The sequence below is a fragment of the Mycobacterium sp. NGS17 genome, from assembly GCF_059813205.1.
The window spans coordinates 22642-38434 of record NZ_JCALED010000016.1 but is presented as its reverse complement, the minus strand read 5'-3'; the positions used below and the strand labels follow the sequence as shown (position 1 = coordinate 38434).

The following is a 15793-nucleotide window of genomic DNA, read 5'->3' as shown; positions in this document are numbered from 1 at the left end:
ATCTTTTCCGGGTGCGACGATCGGGCCATGTCCGACGGCGAGCGAACCGAGCAAGAAGATTCCGTTGACGTCGACCCAGACGAGGACTCGAACGACTCCAGCGACGTGGCAGACGAATCCGAAAGAGCCGAAATGTTTTCGCATTACGGCATCGCGTCGGCGGTTCTCGGTGTGCTGTCGGTCGCCGCGGTCGTGCTCGGCTACGTCATCTGGTCCGATCACCGCGACCAGATTGCCGAGCGCGGCTACCTGAGCCGCGCCATGCAGACCGCCGCGGACTGGGCGGACGTGTTGATCAACATGAACAGCGGAAACGTGGATGCCAGCCTGCAACGGCTGCACGACGGGACGGTCGGCGAACTCAACACCGACTTCGATGCCGCCGTGCAGCCATACAAGGCGGTCGTGGAGAAGCTGCAGTCGAAGAGCGCCGGCCGGATCGACGCGGTGGCGATCGAAACCGTGCACCACGACCTGGACACCCAGCCGGCGGGCGCGAGGCCTCCAAGAGAGATCGTCACCACCAAGCTGCCGCCGTTCGCGAGTCGAACCGACTCGGTGATACTGATCGCCACGTCGGTCAGCGAAAACGTCGGAGCCAAACCGCAGACCGTGCACTGGAGTCTGCGGCTGGACGTCTCCGACGTGGACGGCAAGCAGATGATCTCCGGATTGGCGTCGATCAAATGAGAAACATCTGGCGGCTGGCCGCCTTCGACATCTTGGCGCCGCTGGCCGCGATCGCGGCCCTGCTGGCCATCGGGCTGGTGCTCGGCTGGCCGCTGTGGTGGGTGTCGGCGTGCTCGGTGCTGATCCTGCTGATCGTCGAAGGCGTGGCGATCAATTTCTGGTTGTTGCGCCGCGATTCGGTCAGCCTCGGCACCGACGACGACGCGCCCGGGCTGCGGTTGGCGGTCGTCCTGCTGTGCACGGCCGCCCTGGGCGCGGCCGTCGCGACCGGCTACACGCACTGGACCGAGGCGGACAACGACTTCACCGACGACTCCCACCAAGTGGTTCAGATCGCGACCGGCATGGCGGAGGCGATGGCATCGTTCAGCCCCACCGCCCCGACCGGCTCCATCGACCGGGCGACGGCGATGATCGTCCCCGAGCACGCGGCCGCCTTCAAGGAGCAGTACACGAAGTCCAGCACCGAGCTGGCCCAGCACAATGTCACCGCGCAAGCCACCACGGTGTCGGCCGGAGTCGAGGCCCTGGGGCCGTCGGCGGCCAGTGTGGCGGTGGTCCTGCGGGTCACTCAGAACACCCCGGGCCAACCGCCGAGTCAGGCGGCGCCGGCGCTACGGGTGACGCTGACCAAGCGGGGCAGCGACTGGCTGGTCGCCGATGTGCAGCCGGTCAGATAGCGGGTCAGTTCGCTTCGGCTGAGCGAGCGGACTTCACCTTGACGAACCGATCCGACAACCGCCGGATCCGGATCATCAGGGCGGCCGTCGGGCTGGTGCTGCCGTCGAGATAGCCGTCCAGCTCCTCGGCAGTGACCCCGATGCGCGACGCGAACTCCTGCGGGGCCAGACCCGAGCGGTCGATCAGGAGCCCGACGTGACGCGCCACCTCGGCGCGCTCGTTGGCCTCCAGGTGGGTGCGGGCACGCTCGAGCACCTCCCACAGCGCCTTGGCGATGCCGTACGGCCGGGTGCCCTCGAGGACCTCTTCGACCTGTCGGGCGGTCCGCCCGTACGGGTCCCGCTTCAGCGCACCGGCGATGCGCTTCCACGTCGCGATGTCACCGCCCTGCAGGGCGGAACGGATGGCCGCGGTCGGCCAGAACTCCACGGGCTGTTCGGTGTCCTGGAGCGACCCGGACGGTCCGTTGCCGGGTTGACGTTGTGCCGGGGCCGGCCGGCGGGGCGGCGGCGCGGGGCGTCGGTCGGGTGCCAACGTCACCTCGCCTCCTCCAGCATCGCTACGGCCACGGACATGCAGCGTTGCCTGATTCCCTCCCAGTCCGAGTCGGCCTCGGCTTCCGATCCCTGGTCTTCCGGGTAGTCGCAAGGGTCGGGATCTGCGAGTCGACGGACCAGCTGGGTGGCGATCCACTGCTCCCTGGATGATTTACAACAGTAGTACCTGTCCATTCCGGCCAGCACCACCGCGGCGGTCTCGGGCTCCAACGTATCGACCATGTCTGCAAAGTCGGCGTAATCGCGCCGGCTGTTACGGCGCATGATCAGGTAGCCCTTCAGCCGCAGCGTCTCCGCACCGGTCGGGACCAGCAACCGGTCGCCGGTGGGCAACTGCACGTTGGTGGTCTCCACCGGGCTGCGCCGCTCGTATCTCGGCCCGTCGTCGACGGCTGCGCCGGTGTCGCTTTCCAGCGCGTCGATCGCGACCGACAGGCGTCCCCGCCACAACGTCACCGGGTGAACGGGCCTGCCCGTGATGGCCTTGGCGATGCCGTTGCGCGAGGTCAGGCCGTTGACCAGCTTCTTGGCCGCCAGGGAGCCGTTGGTGTGGCCGTTGGCGCCCGGCTTCCTGTCGGCCGCCACGCCGACGCTGACCTTCTCCTCACCCAGGGCGACCTGGTGGGGGATCTGCCCGGGTCCAAGACCACGGGACCGATCCTCGTCGGGGCCCAGCGCCGCCTGCGCGGTGCGGCCACAACCGGTGAAGGCCAGCGGATCGGCCACGCAGATCGCGTCGGGCGCCAGGTGTTTGAGCTTGGCGGCCGACTTGACCACCATCCGCAGGTCGGCGCTCGGGGCCACCAGCGCCGAGATGTCGTCGGGGATGACGACGACGTCGCCGAGGTCGACCTCGGGCAGCGGCCGGTCGAAGTCCACCGACGGCAGCACGCGGGACAGCCACGGCGGCAGCCACCAGTTCCACTGGGCGAACATCGCCATCAACGCCGGCACCATCACCAGCCGCACCACGGTGGCGTCCACCGCGATGGCGACCGCGCACGCCACGCCGATCTCCGCCACCAGCGGCATGCCGGCGAACGCGAACCCGACGAATACCGCGATCATGATCAGCGCCGCGCTGGTGATGGTCCGGGCGCTGGTGCTGACGCCGTAGGCCACCGCATCGCGGGTGTTGCCGGAATGCAGGAAGCGCTCCCGGATGCGGGTGAGCAGGAAGATCTCGTAATCCATCGACAACCCGAAGGTCATCGCGAGCACCAGCGGGGGAACGGTGCTGTCGATCGAGCTGATCTGGGCGAAGCCGAGGTCCTTCAGCCACCCCCACTGGAAGACCATCACCAGGCTGCCGTAGGCGGCGGCGACCGACAGCAGCGTCATCAGGACGCCCTTGAGCGCCAGGAACACCGAGTGAACCGACACCAGCAGCATCACGAACGCGATCAGCGCCACGATGCCCAGCACCAGCGGCTCGGTCTTGGACACCTGGTCGTCGAAGTCCTTGATCAGCGCCGTGGGGCCGCCGACGTCGACGCGCGCGGTGCCCACTTCGGGGATCTTGGGCAACTGCGCACGCATCCAGCCAACGGTCTCGCGGGCCTTCATGTCCTCGGGATCCACCGACAACACCGCGGACAGCAGCGCGCTGCCGTTGTCCTCGGCGAACTGCGGAGGCGACACCGAGACGATGTTGGGGGCCTGCGACATCCGCTGGCGGATCGCGCCGACGGTGTGGCTGTGTTCGGGGGAGGCGGCGCCGCCCTCGGGGAAGTTGATCAGCACGCGGATCGGGCCCAGCGCGCCGGGACCGAGGGCCTGGGCCGCGGCGCCGACGCCGGCGCGAATTTCGTGCGACGAGTCGAACTGGCGCAACAGGCTGTTGCCCAGCACCATCGAGGACGCCGGCGCGGCCATCACGAGCAGCACCAGCGACGCCGCCAGTGCGGACATCCACGGCCGGCGCATCACCCAGCCGATCCAGCGGTTCCAGAACCGCGACTGCGTGCTCTCGGGCCGTCGCGACCAGTGCAGGAAGCCCGACCGTTTGGCGGCCGCGCGGCCGAACGTCGCCAGCGCGGCCGGCGTCAAAGTGGTCGAGGTCAACATGGCGACCGCGACGGCCAGGATGGCGCCCGTGGCCATCGACTTCAGGGCGGGGGTATTGATCACGTAGATCCCGGTCAAGGAGGCCACGACCGTCATGCCCGACAGCACCACCGCCAGACCGGAGGTCGCCATCGCGGCGTCGACGGCTTCGCGGGGCTGGCGCCCGGTCCGCAGCTCCTCCCGGAACCGCATCAAGATGAACAGTGAGTAGTCGACGGCGAGCGCGATCCCGAACATGGACACCGTCGAGGTCACGAACACCGACATGGTGGTGTAGGCGGACAGCAGATAGACCAGGCCCATGGTGACCACGACTGTGCAGATCCCCAAGGCAAGCGGAATGGCCGCGGCGGCCAGCGAACCGAACACCGCGAGCAGCACGATCAAAATGACCGGCAGGTTCCACTTTTCGGCCGCGGCGATGTCGTGTTTGGTGTTGGCCGCGGCGGCGGCGGACAGCGCGCCCTGCCCGATGACATAGAGCCGCACGCGGCCGTTCGCGGTCTGGCCGGGCTGATCGCCCTTGATGCCGACCTTGGTGCGGAGCTGCTTGGCGATGTCGCTCGTGTTGCGGGAATCCAGCCGCACCGACAGCACGTACGGGCGGTCGGGCTGCGGCGGCCGCTGGGTCGGGTTGGGGATTTCGGCGGTGCCGGGGATGCCGCCGGCGATCTGTCGCAGCTGGGCGACGGCGTCGTTCATGTCCTGGTAGCTGGCGTCGGGCCGGGGCGCGGCTACCAGCGCCAGCGACGACCCACCCTGGTCGTGGTACAGCTCCTCGAGCTGGTCATGGACCGCCAGCGATTGCGATCCGGCGACGTCGAACCCACCGCCGGTGAGGTTGCCCGACTGCGTCAGCGCCAGGTACACCGCCGGAACCAATGCCAGCAACCAGCCTGTGAAGACCAACCAGCGGTACTTACGCAGGCTGCGGCTGAGGCGGATCATTAACTGCTGGATTTTGTCGCTCCCCGGTTCTCGCGTAGCGCGTGCTCGCGACGATACCGCAGCGGGCTGTGGAATATGTGGCTTATCTAGTTCCTGAGCTGCGGCGACGGCGTTGTTGCCAAGACGCTGCGAAGACGTTGTGAAGTGGTGACCAAAGCGGGATTTCGGTCACACGCTCCGTCCGAACTGGCAGCGGTGATACCGGCGGTGGCAGGATGTCGAATGGCCCGCCAGGCGGTCCCCGGGGTTCACGGGGATGCCCGCGCTCAGTGGGGCCGTCTGTTGCAGTCGTTTGCGCGGCGCCGATCCGGCGATCCGCCGCAAACTCTTAAGGAGTTATCGATGACGAGAGCCACCGCTGGACGGGGTCGCAGAATCTTCGCCGGGCTGATCGCCGCCACGGTGCCCGCGGTCGCCTTCGCGGTGCTCGCCGGAGCACCGGCGACGGGCGCCAATGACCCGTGCGCGGCCAGTGAGGTCGCCCGGACGATCGGCTCGGTCTCCAAGTCGATGGGTGATTACCTGGATTCGCATCCGGAGACCAATCAGACGATGACCTCGATGCTGCAGCAGCAGGCCGGGCCGCAGTCGGTGAACGGATTGAAGTCCTACTTCGAGGCCAACCCCAAGGTGGCCGGTGACATGACGTCGATCGCGCAGCCGCTGACCACCCTGTCGACGCAGTGCAAGCTGCCGATCTCGATCCCGCAGGCGATGGGCCTGATGCAACAGGCGCAGGGCGCGGCCGGTGGGCTGCCCGCGCTGCCCGGAAACCCTGCGGGCGCATCGCCGTTGGGTGGGACCACCGGAGGAGCCCCGGCCGCGGCGCCGCCCGCGGCGACCAACCCGCTGCCGGGTCCGCCGCGCGGAAACACCGTCGGCTAGTCCCGATGGTGGCGACCCGCTTCGCCCGGCTTGGACTATGCGGCGACCCGCCGCGCCCGGCTACGCCGCGCTTGCGATCGCCGCGGCCGCCCTCGCGATCGCCACTAGAGCTCGGTTTCGGGGTTTCGGTCGGGCGGCAACGGCCCCTGCAGCGCGGTCTCGGTCGGATCGGCCGGGGGGTCGCCCTGCGGCGGCACGACCGGTAGTGGACCCGTGATCGGGTCCTCGTCGGACTCCGCCACGTTCTCGGTGCGGAACACGAAGAAGAACACCACCCAGCCGATCGCGGAGATGAGCAACCAGCTGATCAGCCGGTAGATCAGCATCGCCGAGATCGCGTTGGGCAGCGACATCCCGCTGGACACCAGGCCGGGCACGAGCACCGCCTCGACGATCAACAGCCCGCCGGGCATCAGCGGGATGGTGCCGACCGCGCGGGCGGCGGCGTAGGCCACCGTCAACCCGGCAACCGAGGCGTGGTCCCCGGCGGCGTACGCGGCGAAGCCCAGGCAGGCGACGTCGGCGATCCAGTTGAACATCGACCAGCCGAAGGCCACCCCCAGGTCGCGCCGCCCCAGGCTCACCGATTCCAGCTGCATCAGCGTCTCGCGCCACTTGTCCAGGCCGGCGTCGGCCGGCCTGCCCCGGACCGAGTTGATCCATGCCAACACCCGGCTGCCGATGCCGTCGATCAGCTCCGGGCGTGACGCGACGGCCTGGGCCAGCAGCAGCAGCGCGACGAAGCCGCCGAGGGTGAACAGCAACGAGAACGGGTTGTTCTTCGCGCCCAGCAGGAAGGCGCCGCCCAGGCCGAGCAAAGCCAACCCGACCGCCTGCAGTACGCCCGACATCACCAACTGCCACGACGCCACCACGGTCGAGGCTCCCCACAGCCGCTGCTGGCGGAACAGGAACGTCGCCGACAGGACGGGCCCGCCGGGCAGCGTGGTGCTCAGTGAGTTGGCGGCATAGAAGGCCGCCTCGGAGCGCAACTGCTTGACGTGCACGCCAGCCGACTTGAGCAACGTGCGCTGGATCTGAGCAAAGCTGTGCATCGACGCGGCCGCGGCCGCCACCGACGCTAGCAACCACAACCAGTTCGCCTCGTACAGGCTCATCCAGGCTTTGGCCAGCTGGTCCCAGCCCAGCGAAACCTCGACGGCAAGCACGATGGCTACCGCGCCCAGGATCACCCAGCGCACCCACCAGTACTTGCCACGCGAAGTTTCTTCGCGCGGCAAGTCGAGGTTGCGGGCGGGCGCGTCGTGCGACACGTGATTTAGGGTAACGGTGCAGGTGGCGCCGCGATCGCCGCGGATCGCTTACCGTGTCTCGGACGTTCTTGGGTCGTAACCGGATCGTGCCGACGATTACCGGCTCAGCAGGCGCGCAGACAGCCTCGAGCCAGGCTTGGGCTACGTTTGACCGCGCGCCGCGGCGGATAGGCTGACCAGATGTCAGCAAACGTCGACGATGCCTCGGTCGAACCCCTTGTCCGCAAGACCGCAGCCTGGGCGTGGCGCTTGCTCATCATCCTGATCGCCGTGCTCGCGCTGTTGTGGGTGGTGAAAAAGCTCGAAGTCATCGTCGTTCCGGTCCTGGTGGCGCTGCTGCTGAGCGCACTCTTGGTGCCCGTGGTCGACTGGCTGGACAAGCGCGGCCTGCCCCGCGGCGGCGCGGTGGCCCTGGTGTTGCTGGGCGGCTTCGCGATCCTGGGCGGCATTCTGGCGTTCGTCGTCCTGCAATTCATCGACGGCCTGCCCGGCCTCACCGAACAGGTGACGAACAGCATCGAGTCAACGCGGCGCTGGCTGACTCACGGGCCGGCCCATCTGCGCAACGAACAGATCGACAACGTGGGCAACGCCGCCATCGAGGCGCTGCACAACAATCAGGCGAAGCTGACCAGCGGCGCGCTCTCCACCGCGGCCACCGTCACGGAGCTGGTCACGGCGGCGGTGCTGGTGCTGTTCACGCTGATCTTCTTTCTCTACGGCGGGCGCAACATCTGGCAGTACGTCGTGCAGATCATTCCGTCGGACGTGCGCGGCCGGGTGCACGAAGCCGGTACTGCCGGATACGGGTCGCTGATCGGGTACGTGCGGGCCACGTTTCTGGTGGCCCTGACCGACGCGGCGGGGGTCGGCACGGGTTTGGCGATCATGGGGATCCCGCTGGCGCTGCCGCTGGCATCGCTGGTCTTCCTGGGCGCGTTCATCCCGCTGGTGGGTGCATTGATCTCCGGCCTGGTGGCCGTGGTGGTCGCGCTGCTGGCCAAGGGCTTCGTCTACGCCCTGATCACGCTGGGCCTGCTGATCGCGGTCAACCAGATCGAGGCTCATCTGCTACAGCCGCTGGTGATGGGCCGCGCGGTCTCGATTCACCCGCTCGCGGTGGTGCTCGCGATTGCCACCGGAGGAGTGATCGCCGGGATCGTCGGTGCCCTGCTGGCGGTGCCGACGGTGGCCTTTCTCAACAACGCGATCCAGGTGCTGCTGGCACCCGATCCATCCGTCGAAGCCGAGAAGCAGACCGAGGAAGCGGACGAAAAGAACGCGATTTTGCAGGCCGAGCCCGACAAACCCAAGGACGAATCCGGCTGAGCCGCTAGTCCTTTCGGTGCCGTTGCGAAGACCTGGTTACAGCCGACCCTCGCGACGCAGCAGGTCTTGCGCGGACAGGCCGCCGCCGGAACGCCGGCGTTGCCGCGCGGGGTCGCCGTTCTCGCCCTGCCCGCGCGCGTCCGCCTGATCGGTGGCCGCGTTGGGGTCGTTGCCCTCCGGGCGCATCTTCGGCAGGGCGGTGGTGGGTTCGGCGGCGTCGCTGGTGTCGTCGGTCCGGTGGCCGGGCACCGGTATGGCCCGCGTCTGATCGCCGGACGGCGGGGCGGTCGGGGCCGGCGCCGGCGGTCGTTGGGCAGGCTGCGGTGCGGAGCTGGTCGCGGGGCGCGGCTCGGCCGGGCGGTCATGCCCGGGCACGCCCGGCGCGGAGAAGCGCGTCGTCTTGGCTTCGGTGGGCTGGCTGGAGCGGGCGGGGACGCGGGTGCCGCCCGCGGTTTCACCCGAAGACGGTTCCCGCGCGGGCCGTGGCTCGGCCGGACCCGGACGGGCCGGGCGCGGCGGCTCCAGCGCGCCGGGATGGGTGGGGTCATGCGGCGGCCGCGGTGCGGCCGCGACCAGGCTTGCGGCGACCGGCGGCCGCGCGGGCCGGCCGTTGAGCGTGGGCCGCTTGCGCTCGTCGGGCAGGTCGATCTCGCCGAGCCCGATCTTGTTCTGCAGGCGCCGGGCCCAGCGCGGCGCCCACCAGCAGTCGTCGCCGAGCAGCTTCATCACCGACGGCACCAGGAACATGCGGACGACGGTGGCGTCCAGCAGCAGCGCCGCCATCAGACCGAAGGCCAGATACTTCATCAACACCAGGTCGGAGAACACGAACGAGCCAGCGACCACCGCCAGCACCAGTGCGGCGGCCGTGATCAGGCGCCCGGTGGTCGCGGTGCCGATCCGGATGGCCTCGGCCGTCGACATGCCGCGCTCGCGCGCCTCGACCATTCGCGACACCAGGAACACCTCGTAGTCGGTGGCCAGACCGAAACCGACCGCGACGACCAGCGCGATGACCACGACCATCAGGGGGGTAGGCGTGAAGTTCAGCACGTTCGCGAAGTGCCCGTCGACGAAAATCCAGGTCAGGATGCCCATCGTCGAGCCCAACGTCAGCGCGCTCATCACCGCCGCCTTGATCGGCAACACCACCGACCCGAACGCCAGGAACATCAGCAACATGGTCGCGCCCAGCAGCAGCACCAGCATCAGCGGAGCCTTGTCGAACAAGCTGTGGATGCTGTCCTGCTCCAGGGCCGGCGTACCGCCGACGTACAGGTTGAGCCCCTTCGGAGGGTTGATCGAGCGAAGTTCGGCGAGCTTCTTGGCGGCGTCGTTCTTGTTGACCAGACCGTTCTGGATCACCCGCACCGAGCCGTCCTTGGGCACCGTCGTCCCGTTCGGTCCGGCGACGCAGGGGTTGCCGGCGATGGTCGGGCAGGCCCGCTCCTCCCACTGCTTGTCGGTGAAGCCGCCGATCGAGGAGATCCTGTTGCGGATGTCGGCGACCTGTTGGTCGGTGACCTTGCTGCCGTTGCTGCTCTGGATGACGACCGTCAGCTGCTCGGTCCGGTAACCGGGGAAGAGCTTGTCGAAGTGCTCCTGGGCCATGCGCACCGGGTTGTCCGGCGGCAGGTATTTCTCGCTCATGCCGCCGAACGACAGGTTGCCCAGCGGGATGACCAGCAGGATCATGCCGATGGCGATCGGCAGGGCGAACGCCAGCGGGCGCTTCATCACCCAGTTGACGAGCTTGCCCCAGAAGCCGGCCTCGACCTCTTCACGGGTCTTGGTCTTCTGCAACCGGTCGGCCAGCCAGTTCAGGTAGGCCCGCGAATATTTCCAATTCCGCAGGAAGGGCACCCGGAATGCGGTCCGGACCCCGAGCGCGTCGACGTGGCGGCCGAGGATGCCCAGGCAGGCGGGCAGGAACGTGATCGACAGCAGCGCCGCCAGGCCCACCGCGGCGAAGATCGCGTACGTCAGCGAATGCACGAAGCCCTGGGGCAACACCAGCAGGCTGGCGCTGGACGCGATGATCAGCACCGCCGAGAACGTCACGGTGCGGCCGGCCGTCATCACCGTTCTTCGCACGGCGGCCTCGGTGTCGTAGCCCTCGGCTATCTCCTCGCGGAATCTGCTCACCACGAACAGCCCGTAGTCGATGGCGATACCCAGGCCGATCAGCGAGACCACCGGCTGGGCGAAGAAGTGCACCGGCCCGAACACGGCGACCAGGCGCAGGATGCCCAGCGAGCCCGCGATGCTCAGGCCGCCCACGATGGCCGGCAGGCCGGCGGCGACCGCGCCCCCGAAGACGAGGAACAGCACGACGGCGACCAGCGGCACCGCGAGTACCTCCATGCGGCGCTGGTCGGTGGCGATGGTGCCCGTCAGGGCGTTGGCGATCGGCTCGAGGCCGGCCAGCTGCACGGTGCCCCCGTCGAGCTTCTGCAGATCCGGCTGGATGGCCTTGTAGTTGTTGAGGATGCTGTCGTCGTCGTCGCCCTTGAGCGGAATGCTGACGAAGGTGTGCTTTCGGTCCTCGCTGACCATCCCCTTGATGACCGGGTTGGTGCTGTTCGGCGCCGCGAGCCAGCCGGCCCAGCCGACGACCTGGTCGGGGTGGTCGGTCTTGAACTTGTTGAGTTCGCCGACGAGCTTGTCGCGCCACGCCGGGTCGTCGGCCGATTTGCCGTCGGGAGCGGTGAAGGTGGCCACGATGTGGCTGGTGCGGTCGCGGCCGTAGGTCTGGTCGCCCAGTACCGAGGCTTTGACGGATTGGCTGCCGTCGTCATAGAAGCCGCTCTGTGTAACATGCTTGCCCAGGCTTACTCCGAAGACGCCACCCAGCAGACACAGAGCTACCGTGACCCCGATCACGATGTACCGGTACCGGTACACAGTTCGACCCCACCAGGCGAACACGCAAGCTCCTTACTGGATCGTCAACGACCCGCGCATAGGTTTTCCAGTGTCACACACGGGCGGTCAGCAGCGCGGAGAGCGGCCGGAACGGCTGTAGCCACGCACCCTGGTCAGGCAGCGAATCTAGGCCGATCCGCGGCAACGGTTCCCGGAAGACACCAGCGATATCCTCCAGATCAACGAAGTCCAAGGTATCCGACGCTAGCGCCCAACTCGCATGTTCGCGAAATCCGATCACCTGGACGCTGACCCCGGTTCGTGCGATGTCTTCCAGCGGATGACGAAAAGCCTGGCCGTCGGCGGAGGCCACCACCAGCGCCGCCAATCCCTGGGTGCGCCGCAGTTCGATGTGGGCCAGCATGTCGCGGTCCACGTCGCTGTCCTCGTCGATCTTCGGCTTGGCGAACACCGCGAATCCCACGTTACGAAGCGCGTCCACCCAGGGCCGGACGACGTCGGCGCTGCCCGGTGCGATGTTGGTGAAGACGGTGGCCTCGGGTTCCACCACCACGCCGGGGCGACTGGCGCTGACCTCGGCCGTGCGCGACAACAGCCAGCGCCCCAGGGCGTCGAACCGCGGGCGTTCCAGGGCCGTCGGGCGGCGGCCGAGGATCGATCCCAGGCCCATGTCGAGGTTGGGTGCGTCCCACACCAGCAGTACGCGTCCACCTGGCGGGGCGTAGTCGGCCAGCTCGTCGCCGGTCAGCACCGCCGGCGGCGCGACGGGCTCCGCTCCCGCCGCGGTCTCTTCAGTCAGGCTCATACTCATCGCCTACTCATCGTCTAAGCCAAATGAATTCGGTGACGGCGCTGCCCGCTTCTTGAGCCTTCGTCTCGTACTTGGTGCTGGGGCGCACGATCGAGATCGGCAGCGCACTGTCGGGACCGGCCGGGTGCAGTCGGGATTCACCCGCGCCGACCTCGGCGATGTGCTCGGCGTAGCCGGCGTGGTCCGTCGCAACGTGCAGGACACCACCAGGGAGTAGCCGGTCGGCTATCAAGCCAATCGTGCCGGGCTGCAGGAACCGGCGTTTGTGGTGCCGGGCTTTCGGCCACGGATCGGGAAAGAAGACGCGAACCCCGGTCAGCGACCCCGGCGCGATGAGGCGTTGCAGGACATCGAGGGCGTTGCCGCGGATCAGCCGGATGTTGCTCACCTGGTCGCGGTCGATGGCGGACAGCAGTTGCGCCAGCCCGCGGCGGTAGATTTCCACCGCGACCACATCGACATCGGGCTCGTCTTTGGCCATCGCCAAGGTGGAAATGCCACTGCCGCAACCGATTTCGAGTACCACCGGGGCCTGCCGGCCGAACCACGCGGCCGTATCCAGCGGGGGCTCGGAGCTGTCGGGTTCGTCGGGGGTGGCCACTGACAGGCCGAGTTCGGGCCAGCGTCGCTCCCAGGTCTGGCGCTGGGCGTCGGACAGCGTCGAGCGTCGCGATCGGAACGCCGTTGCCGGGAGATAGCGCTGGTCGGGACGGTCGGAGTCCCCGGTCGACGTGTCGGCAGACATCGCCACCCCGCGCTGCGCGTGCATTTGTCCATGGTGGCCTATGAACCCCGGATGTAGCCGCCCCTGGTCCGGATTGATACCCAACAGTTGCGTTCAACTGGTAACTGATTAACGGTGGCTCGCTTCTTCGTGACGCGGATGCCACCATTCGGTGGGACCGCTCGGTCCCGGCGCTGCATCGCCTAGCGGTTGCGCCGGCCGGGCAGGGGGTCATCCAGACCGAACAGGCGGGATATGAGGGCACAAGGACACCGAACTTTCGTCGACGAGCTGGCGCGGTTCGCTGCCGGCCACGTCGACCCGCGCATCACGGCGATCGCAACGCGATCCGCCACCCCGTTGCGCGTGGCCGTTTGCGGCCGTCGGGGCGTCGGCTGCAGCACCGTGCGCCGCGCCCTGTCCGGCGCGGGACCCGCGGCGGGCATCGCGGTCGACGGCCCGGCGACGGATGGTCGCGTGGATGCGGTGGTCTACGTGCTCACGGAGGTGGTCAAGCCCGAGGACACCCGGGCGATCGCCCAACTCGCAGCGGCGGGGCGCCCGGTGCTGGCGGTGCTGAACAAGGCCGACCTGGCGGGCTCGCTGTCCGGCCGTGGCGGAGACGGCCCGATCGCCGCCGCGCGCGCGAGGTGCGTGGAGCTGTCGGCGCTGAGCGGCGTGCCCATGGAACCGATGACCGGCCTGCTCGCGGTCGCCGCGCTCGACGACCTGGACAGCACCCAGTGGACGGCGCTGTCCACGCTCGCCGCGCACCCCGGCGGCACCGCGTGTTTCGCCGGCTCCTTCGCCGGATTCCTGTCCGCCGACGTCCCCGTTCCGGTCGAGGTGCGGCGGCGCCTGCTGGACACCCTCGACCTGTTCGGCACCGCGCTGGCGGTCGCCGCGTTCCGGCAGGGCCGGACCCCGGCCCAGGTGCTGACCCTGCTGCACCGGATGAGTGGCATCGAGGCCGTCGTGGCCAGGATCGGCGCGCTGGGCGCCGAGGCGCGCTACCAGCGGGTGCTGGACGCCGTCGCCGAACTCGAGGCGCTGGCCGCCGGCGGCGGCAGGCTGGGTGAGCGCATCGGCGGGTTCCTGTCCCGCGACGAGACCGTGCTCGCAAGGATGGCGGCCGCGGTGGACCTGGCCGAGGCGGCCGGCCTGGAGCCGGGCGACCGGAAGGCCGTCGACGCCCATCGAGACCCGGCCGCGCACCTGCCTCGGGCGGTGCGGTGGCAGCGCTACAGCCGCGCGTCGGCCAGCGACCTGCACCGCGCCTGCGGCGCCGACATCGCCCGGGGGTCGCTGCGGCTGTGGTCCCAGGCCTGCGCGTCGCTGCCGGGGGAATCCTGGTGAGCGGCGAGACAAGCCACGATCCCGTCGCCGACGTGGACGCGTTGGTCGCGGCGGCCGGCCCCGGGCTGGATCCGCCGGCGATTCAGCGCCGCGACGCGGTGCTGGTGACCGGTCCGTGGATGGCCGGGGTAAGCGCGGTGGTCGACGCACTGCGTGAGCGGCTGCCACAACGCGAATTCGTCGAGTCGACGGACCTGGGTCCCGGCGAGGCACCGGTGGCTGTGGTGTTCGTCGTGTCGGCGGCGGCGAACCTGACGCCGTCGGACTGCGCGCTGCTGGACGCCGCGACCGAGCACACCGACGCGGTCGTCGGCGTGGTGTCCAAGATCGACGTGCATCTCAACTGGCGGGACATCGTCGCCGCCAACCGAGACTCGCTCGGCGCGCACGCGCCCCGCTACGGCCGGGCGCCCTGGGTGGGCGCGGCGGCCCTGCCCGACCTGGGTGACCCGGACGTCGACGACGTGGTCGAAGCCGTCACGGCGGTGTTGGAGGCCCCCGATCTCGCGCGCCGGAACCGGTTGCGGGCGTGGGAGTCTCGGCTTGAAACGATGGCGCGCAGGCATGAGCGCGAGGTCGAGGGGTCCGGCCGGCGGGCCCGGGTCGAGGCGCTGCGCGAGGAGCGCAGCACCGCGCTGAAACAGCAACGCCAGGCGAAAAGCGAGCGGACCATCACGCTGCGCGGTCAGATCCAGCAGGCGCGGGTCGCCCTGTCGCACTCGGCGCGTAACCGGTGTGCGGCGGTGCGCACCGACCTGCAGGAGCACGCGGCGGGTTTGTCGCGGCGCGGTATGTCCGGCTTCGAGGCGCTCACCCGTGATCAGGTGGATGCGGTGGTGGCCGAGGTCAGCGAGGGCGCCGACGCGCGCCTGGCCGAGGTGGCGCAGGTGGTCGGCCTGCCGATGGAGCTACCGCCGCCCGAGCGGCTGCCAAAAGTCGACATCTCGCCGCCGCCGCTGAAATCGCGCCGACACGAAACCTGGCTGATGATCGTGCTGGGCGTCGGGTTCGGCCTCGGGGTGGCGCTGACACTGAGCCGGCTGATGAGCGGCCTGGCCTCGCGGCTCAATCCCGCGCTGGCCGTCGCCGCGGCTGTGGCGTGCGTGGCGATCTCGGTGGGGCTCACGTTCATGGTGATCAACATTCGTGCGCTGCTGCACGACCGGGCGCTGCTGGACCGCTGGGCGGGCGGCGTCACGTCCTCGCTGCAGTCGGTCGTCGAGGAGCTGGTCGCCACCCGGGTGCTGGTGGTCGAGTCGGTGTTGAGCAGGGCGCTGCTGGCTCAGGACGAGGCCGAGAACGCGCAGGTGTCGGCGTCGGTGGGCGTCATCGACACCGAACTGCGCGAGCACGCCCTGGCCGCCGCGCGGGCCGCGGCTGCGCGCGACCGGGACATGCCCGCGGTGGCGGCGGGCCTGGCCGTCGTACGTGCAGAACTGGGAGAACCGGGTATACGAGAAGACGAAAGTCACTCCGGAGACGACGGCGGTGACGACGACGCCGGAAAACCCGCTTCGAGGAGCGAAGATGACAGCCCGTCGGGATCTTCTGAATCGTTGTTGTGAGAAGGCTTATACCTGCCCGA

At 69.1% G+C, this 15793-nt stretch carries 12 protein-coding genes; 6 read left to right on the top strand and 6 right to left on the bottom strand.

The window, feature by feature from the left end; genetic code table 11:
* Nucleotides 1–27 precede the first annotated feature (27 nt).
* Both AC5Y7E_RS23970 and AC5Y7E_RS23965 read left to right on the top strand, forming a co-directional pair.
* Nucleotides 28–690: an Rv1363c family protein gene (locus AC5Y7E_RS23970; RefSeq protein WP_499917721.1), complete on the top strand. Its 663-nt coding sequence runs from the start codon at nt 28–30 to the stop codon at nt 688–690.
* Nucleotides 687–1370: a hypothetical protein gene (locus AC5Y7E_RS23965; protein ID WP_499917722.1), complete on the top strand. Its 684-nt coding sequence runs from the start codon at nt 687–689 to the stop codon at nt 1368–1370. The genes AC5Y7E_RS23970 and AC5Y7E_RS23965 overlap by 4 nt, the downstream gene beginning before the upstream one ends.
* A 4-nt stretch (nt 1371–1374) precedes the next feature.
* On the opposite strand, the gene AC5Y7E_RS23960 is transcribed toward AC5Y7E_RS23965, so the two are convergent.
* Nucleotides 1375–1911 carry an XRE family transcriptional regulator gene (locus AC5Y7E_RS23960; protein WP_499917723.1) on the bottom strand — a complete coding sequence of 179 codons (537 nt, stop codon included), beginning with the start codon at nt 1909–1911 and terminating at the stop codon, nt 1375–1377.
* Nucleotides 1908–4943, bottom strand: coding sequence for an MMPL family transporter (locus AC5Y7E_RS23955; RefSeq protein ID WP_499917724.1), 3036 nt, complete (start codon nt 4941–4943; stop codon nt 1908–1910). Before AC5Y7E_RS23955 ends, AC5Y7E_RS23960 begins: the two co-directional genes overlap by 4 nt.
* Before the next feature lie 342 nt (nt 4944–5285).
* On the opposite strand from AC5Y7E_RS23955, the gene AC5Y7E_RS23950 reads away from it, so the two are divergent.
* Entirely contained in the window at nt 5286–5828 is a 543-nt protein-coding gene (locus AC5Y7E_RS23950) for a hemophore (protein WP_499917725.1), read from the top strand.
* 104 nt (nt 5829–5932) lie between these two features.
* Here the strand turns inward: AC5Y7E_RS23950 and AC5Y7E_RS23945 are convergent, their stop codons facing one another.
* Nucleotides 5933–7102 carry a lysylphosphatidylglycerol synthase transmembrane domain-containing protein gene (locus AC5Y7E_RS23945; protein WP_499917726.1) on the bottom strand — a complete coding sequence of 390 codons (1170 nt, stop codon included), beginning with the start codon at nt 7100–7102 and terminating at the stop codon, nt 5933–5935.
* Between the two features lie 180 nt (nt 7103–7282).
* Between AC5Y7E_RS23945 and AC5Y7E_RS23940 the strand changes: the two genes are divergently transcribed.
* Nucleotides 7283–8431, top strand: a complete 1149-nt coding sequence (locus tag AC5Y7E_RS23940) for an AI-2E family transporter (RefSeq protein WP_499917727.1) — start codon at nt 7283–7285, stop codon at nt 8429–8431.
* A 36-nt stretch (nt 8432–8467) separates the two neighbouring features.
* Here the strand turns inward: AC5Y7E_RS23940 and mmpL3 are convergent, their stop codons facing one another.
* Genes mmpL3 through trmB form a run of 3 tightly spaced genes read right to left on the bottom strand, consistent with a single transcriptional unit; the run spans nt 8468 to nt 12915 of the window.
* Nucleotides 8468–11359: a trehalose monomycolate exporter MmpL3 gene (gene mmpL3, locus AC5Y7E_RS23935; protein ID WP_499950929.1), complete on the bottom strand. Its 2892-nt coding sequence runs from the start codon at nt 11357–11359 to the stop codon at nt 8468–8470.
* A gap of 49 nt (nt 11360–11408) precedes the next feature.
* Complete coding sequence (locus AC5Y7E_RS23930; protein ID WP_499950928.1) at nt 11409–12122, bottom strand: NYN domain-containing protein; 714 nt, start codon at nt 12120–12122, stop codon at nt 11409–11411.
* A gap of 13 nt (nt 12123–12135) precedes the next feature.
* Entirely contained in the window at nt 12136–12915 is a 780-nt protein-coding gene (trmB, locus tag AC5Y7E_RS23925) for a tRNA (guanosine(46)-N7)-methyltransferase TrmB (RefSeq protein ID WP_499918224.1), read from the bottom strand.
* A gap of 192 nt (nt 12916–13107) precedes the next feature.
* Here trmB and AC5Y7E_RS23920 point away from each other — a divergent pair, with 192 nt between their 5' ends.
* Nucleotides 13108–14208: a hypothetical protein gene (locus AC5Y7E_RS23920; RefSeq protein ID WP_499917730.1), complete on the top strand. Its 1101-nt coding sequence runs from the start codon at nt 13108–13110 to the stop codon at nt 14206–14208.
* Complete coding sequence (locus AC5Y7E_RS23915) at nt 14205–15773, top strand: hypothetical protein (RefSeq protein ID WP_499917731.1); 1569 nt, start codon at nt 14205–14207, stop codon at nt 15771–15773. The genes AC5Y7E_RS23920 and AC5Y7E_RS23915 overlap by 4 nt, the downstream gene beginning before the upstream one ends.
* The last annotated feature ends 20 nt before the right edge of the window (nt 15774–15793 follow it).